23 protein-coding genes are annotated in these 23,116 nt (G+C 63.3%); 13 read left to right on the forward strand and 10 right to left on the reverse strand.

What is annotated here, in order from left to right; translation table 11 throughout:
- Positions 1-82 precede the first annotated feature (82 nt).
- The 5 genes from solA (at position 83) to UP06_RS31005 (ending at position 4,588) form a co-directional block, all read left to right on the forward strand.
- Positions 83-1,252: an N-methyl-L-tryptophan oxidase gene (gene solA / locus UP06_RS30985; RefSeq protein WP_045007474.1), complete on the forward strand. Its 1,170-nt coding sequence runs from the start codon at positions 83-85 to the stop codon at positions 1,250-1,252.
- A gap of 77 nt (positions 1,253-1,329) precedes the next feature.
- Complete coding sequence (locus tag UP06_RS30990) at positions 1,330-2,142, forward strand: transporter substrate-binding domain-containing protein (RefSeq protein WP_045007475.1); 813 nt, start codon at positions 1,330-1,332, stop codon at positions 2,140-2,142.
- A gap of 99 nt (positions 2,143-2,241) precedes the next feature.
- Positions 2,242-2,985 (forward strand): amino acid ABC transporter permease, encoded by a 744-nt coding sequence (locus UP06_RS30995; protein ID WP_045007476.1) that lies wholly within the window; start codon positions 2,242-2,244, stop codon positions 2,983-2,985.
- Entirely contained in the window at positions 2,982-3,824 is an 843-nt protein-coding gene (locus UP06_RS31000; protein ID WP_045007477.1) for an amino acid ABC transporter permease, read from the forward strand. The genes UP06_RS30995 and UP06_RS31000 overlap by 4 nt, the downstream gene beginning before the upstream one ends.
- 11 nt (positions 3,825-3,835) lie before the next feature.
- Entirely contained in the window at positions 3,836-4,588 is a 753-nt protein-coding gene (locus UP06_RS31005; RefSeq protein ID WP_045007478.1) for an amino acid ABC transporter ATP-binding protein, read from the forward strand.
- A 79-nt stretch (positions 4,589-4,667) separates the two neighbouring features.
- On the opposite strand, the gene UP06_RS31010 is transcribed toward UP06_RS31005, so the two are convergent.
- Entirely contained in the window at positions 4,668-4,910 is a 243-nt protein-coding gene (locus UP06_RS31010; protein ID WP_045007479.1) for a BrnA antitoxin family protein, read from the reverse strand.
- A gap of 3 nt (positions 4,911-4,913) precedes the next feature.
- On the reverse strand, positions 4,914-5,891 hold the full coding sequence (cysK, locus tag UP06_RS31015) for a cysteine synthase A (protein WP_045007480.1): 978 nt from the start codon (positions 5,889-5,891) through the stop codon (positions 4,914-4,916).
- Positions 5,892-6,115: 224 nt separating this feature from the next.
- On the opposite strand from cysK, the gene UP06_RS31020 reads away from it, so the two are divergent.
- Positions 6,116-6,334 (forward strand): hypothetical protein, encoded by a 219-nt coding sequence (locus tag UP06_RS31020; protein WP_045007481.1) that lies wholly within the window; start codon positions 6,116-6,118, stop codon positions 6,332-6,334.
- On the opposite strand, the gene tgt is transcribed toward UP06_RS31020, so the two are convergent.
- Positions 6,335-7,468: a tRNA guanosine(34) transglycosylase Tgt gene (gene tgt, locus UP06_RS31025; RefSeq protein WP_045007482.1), complete on the reverse strand. Its 1,134-nt coding sequence runs from the start codon at positions 7,466-7,468 to the stop codon at positions 6,335-6,337. It abuts the gene before it with no gap.
- A 293-nt stretch (positions 7,469-7,761) separates the two neighbouring features.
- Between tgt and UP06_RS31030 the strand changes: the two genes are divergently transcribed.
- From UP06_RS31030 to UP06_RS31045, 4 genes are all read left to right on the forward strand, one after another.
- Positions 7,762-8,853: a patatin-like phospholipase family protein gene (locus UP06_RS31030; RefSeq protein ID WP_245305597.1), complete on the forward strand. Its 1,092-nt coding sequence runs from the start codon at positions 7,762-7,764 to the stop codon at positions 8,851-8,853.
- Positions 8,854-8,988: 135 nt separating this feature from the next.
- Complete coding sequence (locus tag UP06_RS31035; protein ID WP_045007483.1) at positions 8,989-9,747, forward strand: TetR/AcrR family transcriptional regulator; 759 nt, start codon at positions 8,989-8,991, stop codon at positions 9,745-9,747.
- Positions 9,748-10,006: 259 nt separating this feature from the next.
- The gene (locus UP06_RS31040) at positions 10,007-10,612 is read left to right on the forward strand and encodes a PepSY domain-containing protein (protein ID WP_045007484.1); all 606 of its coding nucleotides are present in this window, start codon (positions 10,007-10,009) and stop codon (positions 10,610-10,612) included.
- 232 nt (positions 10,613-10,844) lie between these two features.
- Positions 10,845-11,870, forward strand: coding sequence for an aspartate-semialdehyde dehydrogenase (locus tag UP06_RS31045; protein WP_045007485.1), 1,026 nt, complete (start codon positions 10,845-10,847; stop codon positions 11,868-11,870).
- Between the two features lie 97 nt (positions 11,871-11,967).
- Here UP06_RS31045 and queA read toward each other — a convergent pair whose 3' ends face one another.
- From queA to coaD, 5 genes are all read right to left on the reverse strand, one after another.
- Positions 11,968-13,041, reverse strand: a complete 1,074-nt coding sequence (gene queA, locus UP06_RS31050; RefSeq protein ID WP_045007636.1) for a tRNA preQ1(34) S-adenosylmethionine ribosyltransferase-isomerase QueA — start codon at positions 13,039-13,041, stop codon at positions 11,968-11,970.
- A gap of 84 nt (positions 13,042-13,125) precedes the next feature.
- Entirely contained in the window at positions 13,126-13,590 is a 465-nt protein-coding gene (locus UP06_RS31055; protein WP_045007486.1) for a peptidylprolyl isomerase, read from the reverse strand.
- Positions 13,587-13,997, reverse strand: coding sequence for a UCP034077 family protein (locus UP06_RS31060; protein ID WP_045007487.1), 411 nt, complete (start codon positions 13,995-13,997; stop codon positions 13,587-13,589). The genes UP06_RS31055 and UP06_RS31060 overlap by 4 nt, the downstream gene beginning before the upstream one ends.
- 9 nt (positions 13,998-14,006) lie before the next feature.
- Positions 14,007-14,582, reverse strand: coding sequence for a peptidylprolyl isomerase (locus tag UP06_RS31065; protein ID WP_045007488.1), 576 nt, complete (start codon positions 14,580-14,582; stop codon positions 14,007-14,009).
- A 37-nt stretch (positions 14,583-14,619) separates the two neighbouring features.
- Positions 14,620-15,117, reverse strand: coding sequence for a pantetheine-phosphate adenylyltransferase (coaD, locus tag UP06_RS31070; protein WP_045007489.1), 498 nt, complete (start codon positions 15,115-15,117; stop codon positions 14,620-14,622).
- 265 nt (positions 15,118-15,382) lie between these two features.
- Between coaD and UP06_RS31075 the strand changes: the two genes are divergently transcribed.
- From UP06_RS31075 to UP06_RS39335, 3 genes are all read left to right on the forward strand, one after another.
- Complete coding sequence (locus UP06_RS31075) at positions 15,383-15,640, forward strand: hypothetical protein (RefSeq protein WP_045007490.1); 258 nt, start codon at positions 15,383-15,385, stop codon at positions 15,638-15,640.
- Positions 15,641-15,853: 213 nt separating this feature from the next.
- The gene (locus tag UP06_RS31080) at positions 15,854-17,707 is read left to right on the forward strand and encodes a potassium transporter Kup (RefSeq protein WP_045007637.1); all 1,854 of its coding nucleotides are present in this window, start codon (positions 15,854-15,856) and stop codon (positions 17,705-17,707) included.
- A gap of 67 nt (positions 17,708-17,774) precedes the next feature.
- Positions 17,775-19,415 (forward strand): serine hydrolase, encoded by a 1,641-nt coding sequence (locus UP06_RS39335; RefSeq protein WP_050032276.1) that lies wholly within the window; start codon positions 17,775-17,777, stop codon positions 19,413-19,415.
- A gap of 59 nt (positions 19,416-19,474) precedes the next feature.
- Here UP06_RS39335 and UP06_RS31090 read toward each other — a convergent pair whose 3' ends face one another.
- Together UP06_RS31090 and gyrA are read right to left on the reverse strand one after the other, a co-directional pair.
- The gene (locus UP06_RS31090) at positions 19,475-20,215 is read right to left on the reverse strand and encodes a substrate-binding domain-containing protein (protein ID WP_245305593.1); all 741 of its coding nucleotides are present in this window, start codon (positions 20,213-20,215) and stop codon (positions 19,475-19,477) included.
- An 80-nt stretch (positions 20,216-20,295) separates the two neighbouring features.
- Positions 20,296-23,037 carry a DNA gyrase subunit A gene (gyrA, locus tag UP06_RS31095; protein ID WP_045007492.1) on the reverse strand — a complete coding sequence of 914 codons (2,742 nt, stop codon included), beginning with the start codon at positions 23,035-23,037 and terminating at the stop codon, positions 20,296-20,298.
- Positions 23,038-23,116: the final 79 nt, after the last annotated feature.

Genomic DNA, 23,116 nt, shown 5'->3' on the forward strand with positions numbered 1-23,116 from the left:
TAATTACATGAATTATCCTTGTCTCAGAGCTGATTTGAAAGGCAAGCTCTGCGTCATCTTAATAATTGAGCAGCTTCACGTCATGAGCGAACGAGCGGACATTGTGGTGATCGGCCTCGGTGCCATGGGCAGCGCGGCTCTCTACCAATTGGCCAAGCGAGGGGTAAAGGCGGTCGGCATCGATCGGTTTGCGCCTCCCCACGTGATGGGATCCAGCCACGGTGAAACCCGCATCACACGGCAGGCCGTCGGTGAAGGCCGCGATTACGTTCCCCTGGTCCTGGATACGCATCGGATCTGGCGCGAACTCGAAGCCGAGACCTCTGACCAGCTCCTGAATCCGTGCGGCCTCATCGTTATGGCGCCCGGCGTTGGCGAGACGTCGCACCACGGCAAGCCGGATTTCGTCGCACGTTCGATTGGGGCAGCGCGTGACTTCGGCATCGCGCATGAAGTGATCGACGGGCGCGAGGTGGCGCATCGCTTTCCACAGTTCTTGAACCTTCAGGGCAACGAGAAGGCCTATTACGAGCCCGGCGGCGGATACGTTTTTCCGGAGCGCTGTGTCATGGCGCAACTGACGCGCGCGAAGCAGCTCGGTGCGGTGATCCGCACGGGCGTCGAGGTCCTCTCGATCGCGCAGACAGGCTCCGTCGTTCGGGTGGAGACGTCTTCGGGCAGCCTTGAGGCGGACCAGGTGGTCGTGTCGGCGGGCAGCTGGAATGCTGACCTGCTGGGCGCGCCGTTTGACCGTGTGCTCACAGTGAAACGTCAGGTGCTCCATTGGTACGAGCTCGAGGACACGAGCGCGTATCACGCAAACGCCCCGGTGTTCATCTGGATGCATGGCGCGACGGATGTCGACTACCTCTACGGCTTCCCGCCCCTGCCAGGCGATCGTAGCCTCAAGGTGGCGACCGAGCAGTATGAAACCAGCACAACGGCCGATACCGTCGATCGCACCGTCGATCCAGCGGAGTCGGCCAAGATGTACCGGGACCACGTCAAAGGGCGGCTCGCAGGCGCCACGCCACGCGTCGCGCGGACGGCCGCCTGTCTCTACACGGTGACACCCGATCGGGGCTTCATCATCGACCGGCATCCCGACCAGGATAGAGTCTTTGTCGTCTCGGCGTGCTCCGGTCACGGCTTCAAGCACTCAGCCGGTATCGGCAACGTCGTGGCCGAGAAGATGGTCGATGGTCGAAGCTCGATCGACCTCGCCCCTTTCTCCGTGTCCCGTTTTTTGTGACCTTTGGCACGAACTTTGTACTACGAAAAGAGTGCGCGCCGGTCGCGTCGTGTTTCAATCCCTGGAGGTGTCATCCGATGAGAAATATGCTCCGGTCCATGATGACAGGTGCCACGGTGCTGCTGATGCTCGGCAGCGCTCAAGCGGCTGATGGCGTCGATGCCATCAAGCAGCGCGGCACGTTGAACGTCGGCGTCAAGGCAGACTACAAGCCTTTTGGATACCGCGATCCCAGCGGAAATGTCGTCGGCATCGAGCCGGATCTCGCCGCCGATATTGCCAAGCGCCTCGGCGTCAAGCTCGAGCTCGTTCCAGTCGGGGCTTCGAACAGAATTGAGTTTCTTCAGCAGGGAAAAATCGATCTGCTGATCGCGACCATGTCAGATAGGCCCGAACGTCGCCGCGTCGTTCAGGCCATCGAACCCCTGTATTATTCGGACTATGTGAACATCCTTCTCAACAAGAAGGCCGGCATCAAGGATTGGGCCGACCTCAAGGGAAAACCCGTATGTGCGACGTCAGGCGCCTGGTACAACAAGGACGTTGCCAAATCCTACGGCCCCGAAATCGTTGCATTTGACGGTTCGGAGAAGCCTCTGTTTGCCATGAAGCAGGGCAACTGCATCGGCTATGTTTATGATCAGACCTTCCTGCAAGGCAAGCTGCTCGAGGATGAGTGGAAAGCGGACTACGACCTTCCCCTGAAAGGTGTTCTGCCTTCGCCATGGATGATCGCCGTCGCGCTCGAGAACACCAGTCTTCAGAAGCTGCTCGAAGATACGACAAAAGATTGGATGAAGACGGGTTTCATCGTGGAAGCCGAAAAGAAGTGGGGCATTACGCCGACGGAATATTCTCTCTCCATGCACGAGCAATACAAGGACAAATAGACGCACGAAGCGGAGCGCCGGATTCATCTCGTGCTCCGAACAGGTCAAGCCCATGCACTGATCCGGGGTGATTGCCTCAACAATTCGGTGTCACGCAAAATGCAGGCAATCGGCAACTGGTTTCAGCATCTCTATGAAACGACGGGGCTGAATTTCTCCGTATTCTACGACGCGTACGACTGGGATCGTTATCTCAACGGGCTCAAGATGACGCTGTTTCTCAGCGTCACGACCATCGTGCTGAGCTTGATCATCGGCGCGGCCGGAGCCTTGATGCAGGGTAGTCCGTCCAGATTGTTGCGGCTGGCCGTCAATGCTTTCGTGGTGGTGTTCCGCAACACACCGCCACTGGTCCAGATCTTCTTTTTCTATTTCGGCCTCGGCACGATGCTTCCCGCTGTCGAGGCGGCGGGCATGCGCGTTCCATTGCTGAGCAACGTTCAGTGGGCGATCATTTCGCTGTCACTGTTTGCGGCTGCCTTCAACGTGGAGATCTTCCGCTCAGGCATCGAGGCCGTCCCGAGCACGACGATTGAGGCCGCGGAAGCGCTCGGATACACGCGTCTCAAGGCCTACACCCATATCGTCCTTCCGCTGGCCATTCGCGTCTGCCTTCCCGCACTGAACAACAACCTCGTCAACCTGCTCAAGACGACCACGCTTGCCTACGCGATCGCCGTTCCCGAAACGCTGTATGCGGTCAAGCAGATCTGGTCGGAGTCGCAGAATGTTTTCGAGATGATGATCCTGTTGCTCGCGACCTACGGCATCCTCGTCGGTGTCCTCGTCTGGCTGATGCATCGCTGGGAGCGGGCGATGCGCATCCCGGGGTACGGACGATGAAACCCGCCGAGCCCGTACACGGCTTTGCCGTCCTCCTGCCGTATCGTCTCGTGCCGACCCGGATGTCCGTTCGGATCAGCCCGCTGTCCGCTGCGATCATCTGTTTCTGCGCCATCATGGCTGTGTCCACGGCGTGGGCGCAGACTACGCCAACGATGCTGTCACCGCTCCAGATCATCTTGAAGTGGTCACCACTCCTGCTGCGCGGGTTCGCCTTCAATATCCTGATCTCCTTGCTGGCCATGCTGCTGGGTACCGTCGCCGGACTTGGCCTGGGCCTGGCCTTGTTGTCGGAGTTCCGGCCGCTCGCCAGCGTCAGCTGGCTCGTGACTCAATTCTTTCGCAACGCGCCCTGGCTGGTGTTGTTGTTCTTCGTGATGTTTCTGGTGCCCTTCCAGATCACCATCTTCAAGACAACCATCCCCTTGCCGGACTGGGTCAAGGCCACGGTGGGCTTCGCCCTGCCCGTCATGGCGAATGTCGCCGAGGTCGTGCGCGGGGCCGTGCGTTCCGTCCCGTCGACGCAATGGGAAGCGGCGGAGTCGCTATCATTCACGCGGCGCCAGATGATGTGGCTGATCATACTGCCGCAATGCATTAAGAGAATGCTGCCGCCCTGGATGAACATCTATGCTCTTGTCGCCATGGCGACGGTGCTCGCGTCGATCGTGGGCGTCTCGGAAATGCTCACCCTGACGGCGCAGGTGCACGCCGCCGAAGGCGGCAGACCAGAACTGTTTGCGCCGCTCTACGGCTTCGCCCTGCTGTGCTTCTTTCTCTACTGCTATCCGATCAACCTTTGGACGGCTCGCCTCGAGCGTCGGTTCCGCATACGCTGAAGGAGCAGAGCATGGCTGCGAGCTGGACCCCGGATCAGCCCATCGTTCAATGCGTCGACGTCAGAAAATCATTCGGGGCTTTGGAGGTTCTGAAAGGCATCAGCCTGTCGGTCAAGAAGGGCGAGGTGATTTGCATCATCGGCCCCTCGGGATCAGGAAAGTCCACCCTGATCCGCTGCATCAATGCGCTCCAGCCGATCTCGTCCGGCAGCATTCAGATCGAAGGCATCGAAGTCACTGCCCCCAAGCTCGACAAGTTGGCGCTGCGCCGCAAGGTCGGGATGGTATTTCAGCAGTACAATCTTTTTCCGCACAAGACTGCGCTCCAGAATGTGATGATGGCGCCGATCCATGTTCTCCGCCAGAACCGCGCCGAGGTTGAAGTCCGAGCCCGAGCCTTGCTTGCGAAGGTGCGGCTCGCCGGGAAGGAGGACAGCTATCCCGGCGAGCTCTCCGGTGGACAGCAGCAGCGCGTGGCCATTGCCCGTTCGCTGGCGATGCGGCCGGATATCATGCTGTTCGATGAAGTCACGGCCGCGCTCGATCCGGAGACGGTCAAGGAGGTCCTGGTCACCATCCGCGAGCTTGCGGAGGACGGGATGACGTGCCTCCTCGTCACCCACGAAATGAACTTCGCGCGCGAGGTCGCCGATCACGTCTACTTCACCGATCGCGGTGTGATCGTCGAGCACGGGCCGCCGGAAACTCTGTTTACGGCGGCCAAAGACGAGCGAACGCAACGGTTTCTGTCGCAGGTCCTCTGAGCAAGTTGCGAGGATCCCGTCTAAAACTCGCTTCTGAGCGGGGTGGTTTTCTAACGCCCCCGAATCCGGCGGTAGGAGCCTACTTCCCCGCCGCCTTGCGCAGCGCGTCGTTGATCCGGTCCTGCCAGCCGGGACCGCCCGCCTGGAAATGCTCCAGCACGTCCTGGTCGATCCGCAAGCTGACCTGCTCCTTGATCCCCGGCGCCACGTTCTGCTTCGGCGGAGCCTCAGCGGCCTTGGTCGTCACTTTCTTGAATGCGGCCTCGGCTTCGCTCCGCGCATCGCCCAATGTGCGCGGCCGCCTCGGTGGTTGGTCCGCCATCTGCTAGATTCCTTCAAACAGTGCGGTCGAAAGATAGCGCTCGGAGAAGGACGGCACCACAGCGAGGATGGTTTTTCCTGCCGCTTCCGGGCGCTTGCCGATCTGGAGGGCGGCTGCGATCGCGGCGCCCGAGGAGATGCCGCCCGGGATGCCCTCATAGCGCGCCAACGCCCGCGAGGTCTCGATCGCCGTCGTCGAGTTGATCTTCACGATCTCGTCGATCACGGAGCGGTCGAGGATGTCAGGGACGAAACCGGCGCCGATGCCCTGGATCTTGTGCGGCGTGTGCTGACCGCCCGAAAGCACCGGGCTCTCCTCCGGCTCGACCGCCACCACCCGCAACGATGGTTTGCGCGGCTTGAGCACCTGGCCGACGCCGGTGATCGTGCCGCCGGTGCCGACGCCCGCCACAAAGAAGTCGATGTTGCCGCCGGTGTCGTTCCAGATCTCCTCCGCCGTGGTCCGGCGGTGCACCTCGGGATTGGCGAGGTTCTTGAACTGTTGCGGCATCACCGAGTTCGGCGTCGTCTTCAGCAGTTCTTCGGCCGCGGCAATCGCGCCCTTCATGCCTTGCGCTGCCGGCGTCAGCACCAGCTCGGCGCCAAGGAAAGCCAGCATCTTGCGCCGCTCGATCGACATCGACTCCGGCATCACCAGCTTCAACCGGTAGCCGCGCGAGGCGGCGACGAAGGCGAGCGCGATGCCGGTATTGCCGGAGGTCGGCTCGATCAGCACCGTGTCCGGCTTGATGATGCCGGCCTTCTCCATGGCGATGATCATGGCCGCACCGATGCGATCCTTCACGCTCGCGGCCGGATTGAAATATTCAAGTTTTGCCAAAATCGTCGCATTCACGCCGTGCATGCTCGGCAGCCGGCGCAAACGCACGATCGGCGTGTCGCCAAAAGCCTCGACGATCGAGTCATAGATCCGGCCGCGGCCGGCTTGGTGCGCTGCACCCTTCTCGGACGATGCGTCCATGATGAACTCCCTGTGGCGACAATTAGTGCTTCTGTCGCAGCCTTTGCGAAGTTAGAGACAGCCTGTGACGACACGCAAGCGACAATGCGGCACATGTTAAATACGCTGCATCGCAAAATCGCGTGAGGTTTAATTAGCAGAAAACCAACGCACTTGTGTTGCGACCTCGTCAACTGATTCTGCTTATGTTAGACTTAGGTCTCGAAAGCAGAGAGGTCACCACGATGTCAGCAGTCGCTGAAGTGTTGTCGACCGTAGTGCCGAAGCGCGATCCGCGTTGCAGCGAGTTGCCCACCTGTCCCGTCTGCGCCGATTCCATGGTCGCCGCCGAAGCTTCCGCCTATGTCTCGGACCACGTGATCAGCTATCTCTGGACCTGCGACACCTGTGGCTATGGCTTCGTGACCAAGCACGCCGTCAAGCAGCGTTTCATCTGCAACTGATTAGCGCGGGGCGATGTCGCCCCTCGCCCAGTCCTCGCGCGTACGCCGGTAAAACTCTTCGAATGTCCCGTGTGCGATCGCGTCCCTGATGCCCTGCATCAGGAACTGGTAGTAAGCGATATTTATCTCGGATAGCAGCATCGCCCCCAGCGTCTCGCCCGCCTTGACGAGATGGTGCAGGTAGGCGCGCGCATAAGCGTGCGTCGACGGCCATGAGCTCTCGTCGTCGAGGGGACGCGGATCATCGGCGTGGCGCGCGTTGCGCAGGTTCACCTGCCCGAAGCGGGTGAAGGCGACGCCATGCCGGCCATTGCGGGTCGGCATCACGCAGTCGAACATGTCGATGCCACGCTTCACCGCCTCGAGAATGTCATCGGGCGTGCCGACGCCCATCAGATAGCGCGGCCGGTCCGACGGCAGCGCCGGCGCGGTCTCGTCGATCATCGCCAGCATCACGGCCTGCGGCTCGCCGACGGCAAGGCCGCCGATCGCATAGCCGTGGAAGCCGATCTCGACCAAGCCCTGAGCGCTGGCATGACGGAGCTGCGGCACGTCGCCGCCCTGCACGATGCCGAACAGCATGTAGCCGTCCGGCGCGCTTTCGAACGCGCGCTTGCTTCGTTCGGCCCAGCGCAGCGACAGGCGCATCGCGCGCTCGATGTCGTCGCGTTCGGCCGGCAGCCGCACGCATTCGTCCATCTGCATGGCGATGTCGGATCCGAGTAAGCGCTGCACCTCGATCGAGCGCTCGGGCGACAGTTCGACCTTGGCACCGTCGATATGCGAGCGGAAGGTGACGGCGTTCTCGGTGACCTTGCGCAAATCCGACAGCGACATCACCTGGAAGCCGCCGGAATCCGTGAGCATCGGCCCATTCCAGCCGGTGAACCTCTGCAAGCCCCCGAGCGCAGCGATGCGCTCCGCGCCGGGGCGCAGCATCAAATGGTAGGTGTTGCCGAGCACGATGTCAGCGCCGGCGTCGCGCACCTCGCGCCAGTGCATGCCCTTCATGGCGCCGGCGGTGCCAACCGGCATGAAGGCCGGCGTCCGCACTACCCCATGCGGCGTGGTCAGGCGGCCGGTGCGCGCGGCGCCGTCGGTGGCGAGCAGTTCGAAATGATTGGATAGATTCATGGCGGTGCTTATTGCGTGTCGGGACATGTCGATCAACCCGCCCGGACCATGATGCCCCAGACTGGGACACCGCTGACGTGGACGTGATACTCGCTCCCGCTTGTTAAATAAAACGATACAGTGTAGTTTTATCCAGGGGTTGGACGAGATGCCGCGGTGAAGTTGCCGGCGGCATTACAAGCGTGATCGCCAGCCGCCGACCGATGCCCTTCCCCTCATGTTCGACTGACGCGTCCGGCCTCTCAGACGGCTGGCTAAGGCAGACAGGCGCTCGCCTGATCGGGTTATTCGTCCTGGTGTGCAGCCTGGCGCTCGCCGGCTGCACCTCCCTGCCGCGCACCCCCTACACGGCCGCCGACGCCGCCACCTCGCGCGTTCTCGATATCGACGGCCTGCGGCGCTACACCGACGAGCCCGTCACGAAATTCAGCTTCGCAAAGGACAATAGCGCGGCGACCGGGAGCTATTTGGCGCTTTCCGGCGGCGGCGCGGATGGCGCCTATGGCGTCGGCGTGCTGAACGGCTGGAGCGCGGCCGGCACCCGGCCCGCCTTCTCGGTCGTCTCGGGCGTGAGCACCGGCGGCCTGATCGCGCCCTTTGCGTTTCTTGGGTCCCAATATGACGACACGCTGAGGGAGCTCTACACCAGCGGCCTCGCGGAAAGCCTGCTGAGCGATCCCAGCATCATGCGTGTGCTGTTCAGCTCCGGCCTGTTCGGCAACACGCGATTGCGCGAGCTGGTGGCGCGCTATGTCGGACCGGAGATCATGGCACAGGTCGCCCGCGAAAACGCCAAGGGCCGACGGCTGCTGGTGGTCACGACCGATCTCGACACCCAGCGGACCGCCATTTGGGACATGGGCAAGATCGCCGCGGTCGGCACGCCCGAGGCGCTCAAGCTGTTTCGCGACGTGATGGCGGCCTCCGCCAGCATTCCCCTGGTGTTTCCGCCGATCATGATCGAAGCCGAAGGCCAAGGCCGCAAGTTTCAGGAGATGCATGTCGACGGCGGCGTGACGGCCCCGGTGCTGACGCTGCCGGAGGCCCTGCTCTTCCAGGGTCGCCTGCCCGGCAACGCGAAGATGGACATCTACATCCTCGTCAACAAGAAGATCGAACGAAACTTCGAACTTGTCGCCAACGGCACGATCGATGTCGCCTCACGCAGCCTGTCCTCGATCACCCAGTCGCAGACGCGCTCGATCATCTTCTCGACCTACGATTTCGCAAAGCGCAACCGGCTGGGCTTTCATCTCTCCTATATCGAACGCGATTATCCAGCGCCGGCTTCGGAAGGGTTCGACACGGCCTATATGCGGGCGCTGTACCAATACGGATATGAGAAAGCCGCAAGCGGCCAGGCCTGGACCTCGAGGATGCCTTAAAGCCGCGCCTGCGGAACGACGTCGCACTGAGACCGTTGACGATACGACCAATTCGGCCAGATTCGCGATGACGCCCCGGCTGCTGCGCGTTATAGAGCAATGACCATTGTCAGGAACGCGCAGGAATCATTGGGCATGGGATTGGCTGCGACCAAGGCAAGAACGGCAACGCCGCGACGCGAGGTATCGAAATCGCGCGGCGGCCGGCCGACGAAAAGCGCCGCGATCGAGCGCGATCAGCGGCTGATCGAGGTCGCCACCCGCCTGTTCCTGGACCGCGGTTTTGACGCAACCTCGCTCGATGCGGTCGCGGAAGCGGCCCGGGTGAGCAAGCCCACCGTCTATGCCCGCTACGGCGACAAGCGCGGGCTGTTCACGGCCGTGCTGAGGCGCGAGATCTCGCGCTGGCTTGCCCCATTGTCCGCCGCGGCCGAAACGCAACTCGGCAGTTCGTCCGATATCTCCGTCGAGCAGCGGCTGGTCGAGATCGGGCAGGAGATGCTGAGCTTCACCTGCGGGCCTGATGCCATGGCCTTCAGCCGCATGATGACGTCACAGGCCATCAACTTTCCCGACATCGCCAAGCTCGGCATGGAAGATGGCTGGCTGAAGGCCGTCGCCACGACCGCGCGATTCTTCGATCACCTGGTGGCGCAAGGCGCGCTCGACCTCGAGAACACCAACATTGCGGCCGAGGTGTTTCTCGACGTCGTCGTCGGCCACACCCACCGCATGGCGACGTTCGGAACGCCGATGGAAATCAAAGCCGCCGAAAAGCGGATGCGCGTGGCGATCAAGCTGTTCCTGGCCGGCGCGCTGGGGCCTGCCGACCGTGTCCAGGAGACTTCAAAAGCCCCTCCCAAACGCGCGCAGCGCCGCCGCCCATCCCGCTGACATTTCCGTGAGCTTCGCGATCTGTCCCCTGAGCGCGACAGCCTTGTCGTTGACCGAAATAAAACGATACGGTATGGTTTTGTTATAGGCGGTTCGGAACCGTTTTTCACCAGCCCCAAATGGGTTCGGACCGCCTTTGAGACCATGATCGCCGTGACGGGTACAGCCCGTTGCGACAATCAGCGGCCGGCCACTGCCCATGGTCGGCCGCGACTTCTTTACGATTATCCGGCACACTCGCCGGCCGAGGGTTCTGAGCATGAGCACAGCACGACGACACACCTGGCAGTTGCTGGCGATGGCCCTGTCGGGGCTGCTCGTCGCAGCGCCGGCGCAGGCGCTCATCTCCACAGGCAGCACACCCACCGCCCTTCACGGCGAGACAGATGGTGACGGTCAGGCCGACCGCCAAGCCGTCAGCCGCGAGATCGAGCGTTTCCGCAGCTCGTCGATCTCGATCAGCCAGGCCATGGCGATTGCCGAAGCCCGTCATGCCGGCGCCACGACCGCCGATGTCAGCTTCGACGGCGGCTCGGGCGTGCCGGTCTACCGGGTCAAGACCCTGCACAATGATCGGGTCTGGCGGCACACCATCAACGCTGCGACCGGCGAGCTGGTCGGCGGGGAAGCCGCCTTCCCTTTGGCCGAACTTGACGTGGAGGATCGCAGCAATCTTGCGGCCCTCGGCGCTATCCGGCATCGCCTTGCCGATGCAGTCCGGGTCGCCGAGCACGCGGCATCCGGCAAGGCTATCAGCGGCGGACTCGTGCGCGAAGGCGGACGGCTCAATTTCGCGATCGTCGTCATCAGCGGCGACGACCTCAAGGAGGTCATTCTCGAACCGCCGGGCGCCCGGACCAAATAGCGACGGCCACGATCCCGTCGAAAGCCATTGACGGGCGCAAAACTCTCCCGCATAAGTCGCCGCCATGTTCACGACCACCAAACGCACGACTAAAACCACGAAGCCCGCTGGGGCCTCGGGAGGCGCGCGCGCGTAGTCGTAACGTAACGCATCAGCTTATCCGAAGCCCCGTCCTGAAAAGGTCCGGGGCTTTTTTATTGCCCGCAAGACTGCTCAAACAGAGGACAGACCCGTGAGCTACGAACCCGTTGTTGCCATCGCCGGCGTGACCGGCGCGGTCGGCGCCGAATTCATTGCCACCATGAACCGGCGCGCCTTCCCCGTCGGCAAGCTCAAGGCGCTGGCAAGCGCCCGCTCGGCCGGCAAGACTATCGACTTCCGCGGCCAAAAGGTCGTCATCGAAGAGCTCACGGAGAAGTCGTTCGAGGGCGTCGATATCGCGCTGTTCTCGGCGGGTGCCGGCGTCTCGCGCAAGTTCTCCCCCGCCGCGGTAAAGGCCGGCGCGGTCGTGATCGACAATTCCTCCGCGTTCCGGATGGATCCGAACGTGCCCCTGGTGATCCCCGAAATCAACGCCAATCGCATCAGGGAGCACAAGGGCATCATCGCCGTTCCGAATTGTTCGGCGATCACGGCGCTGGTGCCGCTATGGCCGATCCATCGGCACAACCGCATCAAGCGCGTGATCCTGTCGACCTATCAGGCCGCAAGCGGCGCGGGCGCCGCGGCGATGGAGGAGCTGGTGGAATCGACCCGCGCCTATCTCGACGGCCAGCCCTTCACGCCAAAGGTCATACCGCTTCCTTATGCCTTCAACGTCTTTAGCCACAACACGGACATCGATCCCGAGACCGGCTACAACGGCGAAGAAACCAAGGTCAGCAAGGAAACCCGCAAGATTTTTGAGGATGAGACAATCGCCATTGGCGTGACCTGCGTTCGCGTGCCTGTACTGCGCGCCCATTGCGAGGCCATCACCTTCGAATGCGAGAAGCCGATCAGCGAGGACCAGGTCCGCGCCATCATGGCGCAAGCCCCCGGCGTGAAGCTCGTCGACGACCGCGTGAAGAATTACTTCCCGATGCCGATCGACGCCTCGGGCCAGGACGACGTCCTGGTCGGCCGCATCCGCAAGGATCTCAGCGATCCCACAGGGCATTCGATCTCGATGTTCGTGGCGGCGGATCAGTTGCTCAAGGGCGCCGCGCTGAACGCGGTGCAGATCGCGGAGCTGTTGCCGCAGCGGGTCATGGCGTAACGAGGAAGATGCGTAGGGTGGGTTAGCGAAGCGTAACCCACCTCTTTCACTTCCGTGGAAACAGACGTGGTGGGTTACGCCTTACGGCTAACCCACCCTACGGATCTGCCCGAAACAGCAGGCACGCATCCCCATACGAATAAAACCGATAGCCCTCCGCGATCGCGTGCGCATAGGCCTGCTGCATGGTCTCCAGTCCCGCAAACGCCGACACCAGCATGAACAGCGTCGACTTCGGCAGGTGGAAATTGGTCATCAGGATATCGACGGCGCGGAAGCGATAGCCCGGCGTGATGAAGATCGAGGTCTCGGCCGCGAACGGCCGGATGGTGCCGTCCTCGCTGGCTGCGCTTTCCAGCAGCCGCAACGACGTGGTGCCGACGGCGATGAGCCGGCCGCCGTTCTTCCGGGCGGTGTTCAGCCTCTCCGCCGTCTCGGCCGGGATCATGCCCCACTCGGCATGCATCTTGTGGCCGTCGGTGTCGTCCACCTTCACCGGCAGGAACGTCCCTGCCCCGACATGCAGCGTCAGGCGATTGACGCCGACACCGCGCTCGCGCAACGCCCGCTCCAGCGCCGGCGTGAAATGCAGGCCCGCGGTGGGAGCCGCGACCGCGCCTTCATTCGCCGCGAACATGGTCTGGTAGTCGGCGAGATCCTGCTCGTCAGGCGTGCGCTTGGAAGCGATGTAGGGCGGCAGCGGCGGGCTGCCGAGATCGGCGATGGCCCGGTCGAGCGCCGGGCCGTGGAACGAGAATGACAGCGTCACCTCGCCTTCACTGCCTTTGGCCTCGACCTCGGCATCGAGATGGCCGAGCAGGCAGACCTTGCCCTCATTGCCGAAGCGGATGCGGTCGCCGGCCACGAGCTTCTTCGCCGGCTTCACCAGCGCCTGCCAGCGCGAGCCGTCGAGGCGCTTGATCAGCGTCGCCTCGATCTTCGGCTCGGTCTCGCGGCCGATGCGGCGGCCCTTGAGCTGCGCTGCAATCACCTTGGTGTCGTTGACGACGAGCTGATCGCCCGCCTTCAGCCATTGCGGCAGGTCGGAGATGATTTGGTCGCGCAATGCACCGTTCTCTACGACCAGCATCTTCGCGGAGTCGCGCGGGTGCGCGGGGCGCAACGCGATGCGCTCGGCAGGCAGATCGAAGTCGAAGAGATCGGTGCGCACGTTTGGTACCTTGTCCTGCCCCGCCATCCGGCCCGGTCTTTGACCGGCCGGACAACAGGCTCCGGCGGGGCATGACGGCAGCGGTTACTCTGCGTCAGCAGCCATCCGCGCCTTGACGATCTTGTCGGGGTTCTGCACCGGCTCGCCGCGCTTGATCTTGTCGACGTTCTCCATGCCCTCGGTCACCTTGCCCCACACCGTGTACTGGTTGTCGAGGAAGCGGGCGTCGTCGAACACGATGAAGAACTGGCTGTCGGCGGAATCAGGGCTCGCCGCACGGGCCATCGAGGTGACACCGCGCACATGCGGCTCCTTGTTGAACTCGGCCTTCAGCTTCTGGCCGGAGCCGCCCGTGCCGGTGCCGTGTGGGCAGCCGGTCTGCGCCATGAAGCCGTCGATGACGCGGTGGAATACGATGCCGTCGTAGAAGCCTTCGCGCACCAGCTCCTTGATGCGGGCGACGTGGCCCGGCGCGAGATCGGGCCGCATCTCGATGGTGACGGGGCCCTGCGTGGTCTCGAGGATCAATGTGTTCTCAGTGGCGCTCATGCTCGTCTCTCTTGCGTTGGGGGTGAAGTCTTCCGGTTACGAAACTGGATTGCGAATGGACGCCCCGCAGCGGCGCCGGCCATCGCATCGGTAAATGGCATCGGCGTGCAGCGTTGCAATGCTTCCATCACCGCGATCCGGTATTGCAGCCGGTCATCGTCGGAGGCCTCCGCGGATTCATAGGTAATCCTCGGATGGCCCAGAATGTTTCCGGCCCGGTTAAAGCTCACGACGACGGTGATGTCGATGGGGCGAGCCCTGGCCGCCGGCGGCGGTTTCCAGCAGGTACGCAGATGCTGGAAGATGTCCTGGATGGTGTTGACCTGCGCGTCCTCTGCGGCCGCACTGGTGACGCCGATCAGCAGCGCCGCGGCGGCGAGCAGGAGCCTGTCGCCACGGCGCGCCATCGCGTTTCCCTATTTGATGTCGGAGGCGACCTGCACCTTCACCATCTTGTCCGGATCGGTGACGGTGCCGCTGCCTGAGCCGGGGGGGGCCTTCTTCAGCTTGTCGACGACGTCCATGCCCTGCACGACCTCGCCGACCACGGTGTACTGGTTGTCGAGGCTGCCGCCGTCGGCGAACATGATGAAGAACTGCGAGTTGGCGGTATCGACACTGTCGCCGCGCCGGGCCATGCCGACGATGCCGCGGGCGAAATGAACCTTGGAGAATTCCTGCTTCAGGTTCGGATATTTCGAGCCGCCGGTCCCGTTGAAATTCTGGCCGTCGCCGGTCTGCGCCATGAAGCCGTCCATCACGCGGTGGAACGGCACGTTGTTGTAGAAGCCCTCGCGCGCGAGCTGCTTGAGGCGCTCGGCGTGCTGGGGCGCAAGGTCGGTCCTGAGCTTGATGACGATGCGGCCCTTAGTGGTGTCGATGACGAGCGCATTGGCCTTGTCGAGTCCTGCCGGCAGGGTCTGTGCGCCCGCCGGGACCGCGCCAATGAGCGCGACAAAAATCGTGGCAAGAATTGCGAGGCGACGGATCATGAGAACTCCGGATCAGGTGAGATGAGGAAGCGCGCCGCTATGCGGCGAATTTGGCCTTGAGCAGGGATGCAACAAGCGGCGGCACGAACGTCGAAACATCGCCGCCCATGCCCGCGATCTGGCGCACCAATGAGGCGGTGATCGGGCGGACCATCGGGGACGCCGGCAGGAAGACCGTGTGCACCTCCGGCGCCATGGCCCCGTTCATGCCGGCAAGCTGCATTTCGTAGTCGAGATCCGTGCCGTCGCGCAAACCGCGAATCATGATGGTCGCCCCGGCTTTGCGCGCCGCGGTCACCGAGAGGTCGTCAAAGGTGGTGGCCTCGAGGGTGCAGCCGGCCGCCGCTGCTACCGGCCCACAGACGTCGTGGAGCATCTTCAGCCGCTCCTCGGTCGAGAACAGCGGCTTCTTGCCGGGGTGGACGCCGATCGCGACAACGAGCCTGTCGCATAGCGGAACGGCATGCCGGACCACGTCCAGATGGCCGTTGGTGATGGGGTCGAAGGAACCTGGATAGAAGGCAATGCGCGGCATGGCTTCCTCCTACCCCGCCCGGCCCTGCCCGGCAAGCCGGGCAGGTTCCCTGCCGGTTTTTCCGGCAATCCAGGTCTTTTCGCCCAATCACGTCGGAAACCGCCGAATTGTTTCGTCCTCGGGGCAGCGACGAAACAAAGGGAGCACGGACGAAACCATTTCCCGTATTCGCGAAGACGTCCGGAAACTGGCCATGGTTACTAATCCACCCAACAAATGACGGGCCGCACACTGGGCGTAGCGGCCGCATCACAGGGGACTGTCAATGATCAAGGCTCTTTCGGCGATCGCTATCGCTGCGTGTGTTGCTGCGACCCTCACCCTCCTGCCCGGTTTCGCGCCGACCGTCGAAGCCAGCGTGCCGCAGCCCCTCGCCAAGAGCGATCGGCTCGACATCAAGACCATCGGCAGGGACTGCTCGCAGCAGGCCTGGCCGAATTTCGAGGCCTCCTGCTTGCGCCGCGCCGGCACCAAGACCGACGTTCGCGTGGCGCGCCTCGTGACCGCGGACCGCACCCCGTAGGCGGTCTGTCAGCTTGGCGTCATAAAGACCGATATAAACCCCAAGATAAAGCCGAAGATAAACCCCATGGATATTTGCGGCGTCTCGTCGCAGACTATGTGACGCTCGCGCCCTTCGGAATGGCCCGTGGGGCGCGATCCCATTGGGGGGTCGCCTTTGTCCAGTACGCCCGCAGTCGCTTCCGGCCATCATCCCGATCCGCTGCCGATTGCCATGACCATGGGCGCCCTCGGGGTGGTCTATGGCGATATCGGCACCAGCCCCCTCTACGCCCTCAAGGAAGCCGCCAAGGCGGCCGCCCATGGCGCAACAGTGACTCCGGAAGCTATCCTGGGCGTTGCCTCGCTGATCCTCTGGGCCCTGCTCCTCATCATCTCGCTCAAATATGCGCTTCTGATCCTGCGCGCGGACAACCGCGGCGAAGGCGGCATCGTCGCGCTATTGGCGCTGCTGCATGCCCGCCACGCGCAACCCGGCACCTGGCGCGCACATCTCCTGGTGGTTGGCCTCGTCGGCGCCGCGCTGCTCTATGGCGACGGCGCGATCACGCCGGCGATCTCGGTGCTCTCAGCCATCGAAGGTCTCAAGGTCGACGCGCCCTCGCTTGCGCCGGCGGTGGTGCCGATCACCGTCGTCATCCTGATCGGGTTGTTCATGATTCAGAAGCAGGGCACCGGCTTCATCGGCCGTATCTTCGGACCGGTGATGATGGCCTGGTTCGTCGTGCTGGCCGCACTCGGCATCCACGGCATCATCAAGGCGCCGGGGGTGTTGGCGGCGCTCAGCCCGCTCTATGCTTTCGACTTCCTGATCCACCAGGACTTTCATGTCTCCTTCGCGATCCTCGGCGCGGCCTTCCTCGCCGTGACCGGCGGCGAGGCCATGTATGCCGACATGGGGCATTTCGGCCGCCTTCCGATCCGGCTGGCGTGGTTCGCCATCTGCCTGCCCGCGCTGGTGCTGAACTATTTCGGCCAGGCTGCGCTCCTAATTACCGATCCCACGATGATCGAGAATCCGTTCTTCCAGCTCTGCCCCGACGCCCTGCATTATCCGCTGGTCGCCTTCTCGGCAGTCGCAACCGTGATCGCCTCGCAGGCGATCATCTCCGGCGTGTTCTCGCTGACGCAGCAGTCGATCCAGCTCGGCTTCCTGCCGCGCATGCAGATCCGCCACACCACCAGCGATGCGATCGGCCAGATCTACGTGCCGCTGGTGAACTGGCTGCTCGCCGCCGCGACGCTCGGCGCGGTCCTGAGCTTCGGCACCTCGGATGCGCTCGCCGGCGCCTACGGTATCGCGGTGTCGCTCCTGATGGCGATCACCACGCTGCTCGCGGCCCTGGTTGCGATCCAGTGGGGCTACTCGCCGTGGCTCGTGGTGGCCGTGAACGGCTTCTTCTTCGTAATCGACGTGATCTTCTTCGCGGCCAACTCGACCAAGCTGTTCGAGGGCGGCTGGTTTCCCTTGCTGCTCGCGGCCCTCGTCGCCTTCCTGATGCTGACCTGGCGTGCCGGCGTCAAGCTGGTCGAGGCCGCGCGCGGAAAGCTGCGCCAGCCCGAGGAAGACCTGATCGAGACCGCGGTCAACAAGTGCAGCGCAAGGTTGCCCGGGACGGCCGTGTTCCTGGCCTCCGCGCCGAACGGCGTTCCGCTCGCGCTGACCCAATTCGTCAAGCACAACCACGTGCTGCACGAACGCATCATCCTCGTCACCGTGCTGATCGAGGAGCTGCCTCACATCGCCGATGAGGACCGCACCGAGGTGATCGACATCATCCCCGGCATCACCCGCGTCGTCCTGCATTACGGCTTCATGCAGAATCCGACGATCTATGACGGGCTGACGCTCGCCTGCCGCCAGGGCAAGCTGCCCGGCATCGACCTCTCCGACATCACCTACTATGTCGGCCGCGAGACCATCATCCCGCGGGAGGATGTTCCGGGCATGTGGGTCTGGCGCGAAAGTCTGTTCGCCTTCCTCCAGCGCAACGCCGAACGCTCGGCCGCGTTCTTCGGCGTGCCGACCAAGCAGGTGGTGGAGTTCGGCACGGAGCTGGAGATTTAGCACGTCAATTCGCTTGAGACCCTGCCGAACCGGCGCGATCATGCCGGAAGCCGGATTGCGAGAGACGATGAGAGCGCTGCTTCTTCTTGTTTCGACCATCGTGCTCTACGCAACGCCCGGCTTCGCCATCAGCAATGACGATGTGCGCGCGGCACTCGAACTGCGTTTCAGGGGAGATCGCACCGGCGCCTGTATCGCAGCCGGAGTGATCGACGCTGGCGCCATTGCGACAGGCTATTACTGCGCGAATGCGAGCTCCCAGCGCCCGTACGATGACCACACGGCCTTCGAGATCGGCTCAGTCACCAAGACGATGACTGCGGCACTGCTCGCCGAACTCATCGCACGCGGTGAAGTCGCCCTCAGCGATCCCATCGCAAAGCTGTTGCCTCCGGGGACGCGCGTGCCCTCTTTCAACGGCCACGACATGACCATCGGGCAAATCGTGACTCATACGTCCGGCCTGCCGGGGCTCCCGGCTAACTATCGCCCGTCCGACATCAACAATCCCTACGCCAACGTCACCGAACACGAATTGCTCGACGCATTGGCCGAGACCACGCTGACACGCGAGCCCGGCTCGAAGTGGGAATATTCGAATTTTGCGATGATGGTGTTGTCCTACGCGCTCGCCAAGCGCCCCGGCAAGGACTACGAGACACTGCTCCGCGAACATTTGCTTGTCCCGCTCGGCATGAACGAAACCTACGTGGACCATCGCCCGCCGCAGGTTCACATGGCCCAGGGTCACTTCCCCAACACTGACCCTGCCGGCCCCTGGGATTTTCCGCCTGATATGGCCGGCGTCGGGGGCGTGCGCGCAACGTTGCCGGACATGTTGCGGTACCTCGAGGGCCAGCTGGGTACGCGCGCGAGCGCGATCACGCCTGCCTTGGCGCAGACCCAGGAACAGGTCGCCAGCGTCGGTGGACACACGATGGGCATGAACTGGAATCTATTCACCCGGAACGGACACACCATCATCGTGCACGAAGGTGGCACCGGCGGCTTCTCAGCCTACGCGGGGTTCGATCGCGCGGCCAAACGCGGCGTCGTCCTGCTTTGCGATACCGCGTTGACGTCCATCGGCGGCCTTGGACAGCTCGGAACGCACCTGCTCGATCCGTCGGCACCGGCCGGCGCGCCGCGTGTGGTCGCCGCGGCGGACACCAAACTGATTGACGCCCTGGTCGGAAAGTATCGCCTGCAAGGCGGCCTTGGCATGGAGTTGCGCCGAAAGGAGAGCAATTTGACCATCCAGGCGGATGACCAGCCTGAATTTGAGATGGGCTACGACAGCGCGGGCGACTTCTATCCGCTCAAATTCGACGCCCTGTTGCGACCCAAGCACAAGGCGGACGGCAGCTACACCTTCACCTGGTTTCAGCTTGGCGGCGTTGCCGAGGCCGAACAAATCGGTACCCGGCCGGTTGCGGCCAAATGGACCCCTTCCGAAGAGCAACTCAAGGACTACATCGGCAACTACCCGCTGACGTCCAGTTTCGCGCTCCGCATATTTTCGACCGACGCCAAGCTATTTGTGCAGGGGACCAATCAACGACCGCTCGAACTCGCGTCCGTGGAACGGGATGTCTTCGTCGCCGAATCCGTTGCCGCTGAGCTCGATTTCGAGCGCGACGCCAATGACAAGGTGGTCTCGCTGACGTTGAAGCAGCGAGGACAAGTCCTGAAAGGCGAACGCCGCTAGACGGTTTCGATAGTCCCGTAACATGTGCGGCCGTCGGGCGGCTCGGAGCAGCGGCGCCTTCAGTGCGGCGGCAAAGGCTTCATTCCGGCTTTCGTGATCACGGCTGCAACATCTGCGGAGGACAGGAAGTGCAGCAGGGCCAGCGCGGCGTCGGGCTGTTGCGAATTCTTGGGCAGGGCACCGACATAAAGAGTCGGCGGCTGAACCTCAGACGGTACCGTGCCCACGAAATCGATCCCCGGCACGTGGATCAGCTCCGGGACTTGCTGGAAACCGAGCTCCGCCTCTCCGCGCGCGACGACCGCAGCGACGGGCTCGCCTGAGGGAGGACCGCGCACCTTGCGCGTCTTGCCGGCGATTTCGTCGGCGACACCGAGTTTCTTGAAGCCGATCGTCGACAGATAGGTGCCGCTGGAACTGTCCGAATAGGCGATGGACTTGGCCGCGAGCAGTGTCTTGCGCAGCGAATCCATCGTGCTGATGTCGGGCTTCGGTTGCCCGGCCCGAACCACCATGCCGATAAACGATTCCGCGAGCGGCACCCGGCTGCCCGGGCGCGTCAGATCCTTCTGGTCCAGGAGATCGACGCCGACCCCGTCCATGATGACCACGTCGGCCGCCTCGCCACGGGACAGACGGGTCGGGATCGACTCCGGTGAATCGCCGACCGAAGGCCCGCGCGTGGTGATGAGCTTGTGCCCGGTCGATTTCTCGAATGCAGGACCGAGTTCCTCATACACGGCAAAGAACCCGGCTGAGATCATCACCTTGACATCAGCGGCCGCCGCACCCGTCGCCAAAGTGGCGGTAACCAGGACAGCAATCAGGCAAGCAATGTATCGCGGCATGGCACGTCCCCTAACACCAACCCGGGCCACGCTTACTGCGCGCCATTCCCGTTGTCGCCATTGCTGCTCTCGGCCTCCTCCGTGATGTGCTCGACCGAGACCACATGCTCGTCCTCGGCGGTGTCGAACACGATCACGCCCTGCGTCGAGCGGCCGGCGATGCGGATGCCTTCGACCGGACAGCGAATGAGCTGGCCCTTGTCGGTGACCAGCATGATCTGGTCGGCGTCTTCCACCGGGAAGGAGGCGACCAGATTGCCGTTGCGGTTGTTGACGCTCATGGCGACGATGCCTTTGCCGCCGCGGCCGGTGGTGCGGTACTCGTAGGACGAGGTCCGCTTGCCGTAGCCGTTGACGGACACCGTCAGCACGACCTGCTCGGCCGCCGACATCTCGACATAGCGCTCCGACGGAATCTGGAAGCTGCCGGAGGTCTCCTCGGCCTCGGCGTCCGCTGCCGGCTCCTCGGCCGCGGCTTCGCCGGCCACCGCACGGCGCATCTTCAGGTACGCCGAGCGCTCGTCCGAGGACGTCTCGACGTGGCGCAGGATCGCCAGCGAAATCACCTTATCGCCGTCGCCAAGCGCGATGCCGCGCACCCCCATCGAGGTGCGCCCGGTGAACACGCGCACGTCGGTGACGGGGAAGCGGATGCACTGGCCAGCGGCGCCGGTGAGCAGCACGTCGTCGCGCTCGGTGCAGATCTGCACGTCGACGATCGCTTCATTGTCGTCGAGCTTCATCGCGATGATGCCGGAGCGGCGGACGTCGACGAAGTCGGACAGCTTGTTGCGCCTGACGTTGCCGCCGGTGGTGGCGAACATCACGTCGAGGTTGCCCCAGGTGGATTCATCCTCGGGCAGCGGCATGATGGTGGTGATGCGCTCGCCCTGCTCCAGCGGCAGGATGTTGATCAGCGCCTTGCCGCGCGCATTCGGCGCCGCCATCGGCAAGCGCCAGACCTTTTCCTTGTAGACTTGGCCGCGTGACGAGAAGAACAGCACCGGCGTATGCGTCGACGCCACGAACAGGCGCGCAACAAAATCCTCGTCGCGGGTCTGCATGCCGGAGCGGCCCTTGCCGCCGCGGCGCTGAGCGCGATAAGCCGACAGCGGCACGCGCTTGACGTAGCCGGCGTGCGAAACAGTGACGACCATTTCCTCGCGCTGGATCAGGTCTTCGTCCTCGACCTCGCCTTCCTGCTCCATGATCACGGTCTTGCGCGGCGTGGCGAACTCGGCCTTCACCTCGGCGAGCTCGGTCTTGACGATGTCCAGCACGCGAGCGCGCGAGCGCAGGATGTCGAGATAATCGGCAATTTCGCCGGCGAGCGTGTCGAGCTCTTCGCGGATCTCGTCTCGGCCGAGCGCGGTGAGGCGCTGCAGACGCAGGTCGAGGATGGCCCGGGCCTGTTCCATCGACAGCCGGATCGTGCCGTTCTCGCTGATGCGGTGGCGAGGGTCGTCGATCAACGTGAGCATGTCCTCGACGTCCCGGGCCGGCCAGTCGCGCGACATCAGGGTGTCGCGCGCAGTGGTCGGGTCGGGCGAGGTCCGGATGACGCGGATCATCTCGTCGATATTGGCGACAGCGATCGCCAGACCGACCAGGATATGCGCGCGGTCGCGCGCCTTGCTCAACAGGAACTTGGTCCGCCGCGTGACGACACGCTCGCGGAAGTCGACGAAGATCGCGAGCAGATCTTTCAGATTCATGATCCGCGGCCGACCACTGTCGAGCGCCACCATGTTGACGCCGAAGCTCGTCTGCAGCGGCGTGAACCTGTAGAGTTGGTTGAGCACCACATCGGGCACGGCGTCGCGCTTCAGCTCGATGACGACGCGGAAGCCGTCGCGGTCGGATTCATCGCGCAGATCGGCGATGCCCTCGATCTTCTTTTCCTTGACCAGTTCGGCGATGCGCTCGACCATCGTCGCTTTGTTCACCTGGTACGGAATCTCGGTGACGATGAGCGCCTCGCGCTCCTTGCGAATGGTATCGATCGTGACCTTGCCGCGCATCACGACCGAGCCGCGGCCCAGATGGTAGCCGGCGCGGATGCCCGCGCGCCCGAGAATGATGCCGCCGGTTGGAAAATCCGGTCCGGGGACGATGTTGATCAGTTCGTCGATGGTGAGCGCAGGATTGTCGATCAGCGCCACGCAGGCATCGATGACCTCGCCAAGATTGTGCGGCGGAATGTTGGTGGCCATGCCGACCGCGATGCCGCCCGCGCCGTTGACCAGAAGGTTCGGGAACTTGGCCGGAAGAACCGAGGGCTCGGTCTCGTTGTTGTCGTAGTTCGGCTGGAAGTCGACGGTGTCCTTGTCGATATCGGCCAGCAGGGCCAGCGCCGACTTGGTCAGTCGCGCTTCGGTGTAACGATAGGCGGCCGGCGGATCGCCATCGACCGATCCGAAATTGCCCTGACCGTCGATCAGCGGCACGCGCATCGAGAAGTCCTGCGCCATGCGGACCATCGCGTCGTAAATCGACTGGTCGCCGTGCGGATGGTACTTACCGATGACGTCACCGACCACGCGGGCGGATTTGACGTACTTCTTGTCGGGCGTATGCCCCTGCTCGTGCATCGAGTACAGGATGCGACGGTGCACCGGCTTCAATCCGTCGCGGGCATCAGGCAACGCACGCGCCACGATCACGCTCATGGCGTAATCGAGGTAGGACTTCTTCATCTCCTCGAAGATGGAGACGGGGCGAATGTCCGAGGGTTGCGCCGGCTGGTCGCCGGGCTTGTTGTCGTCGTCAGCCAAGGGGGAATCCGGTGAAGTTTTATCTGGGAATCATATAGCGCATCGCCCCCCTGATAACCACCCTTGCACGCTTTCGGGA

It is taken from the genome of Bradyrhizobium sp. LTSP857 (genome assembly GCF_000938285.1).
GTDB lineage: Bacteria > Pseudomonadota > Alphaproteobacteria > Rhizobiales > Xanthobacteraceae > Bradyrhizobium.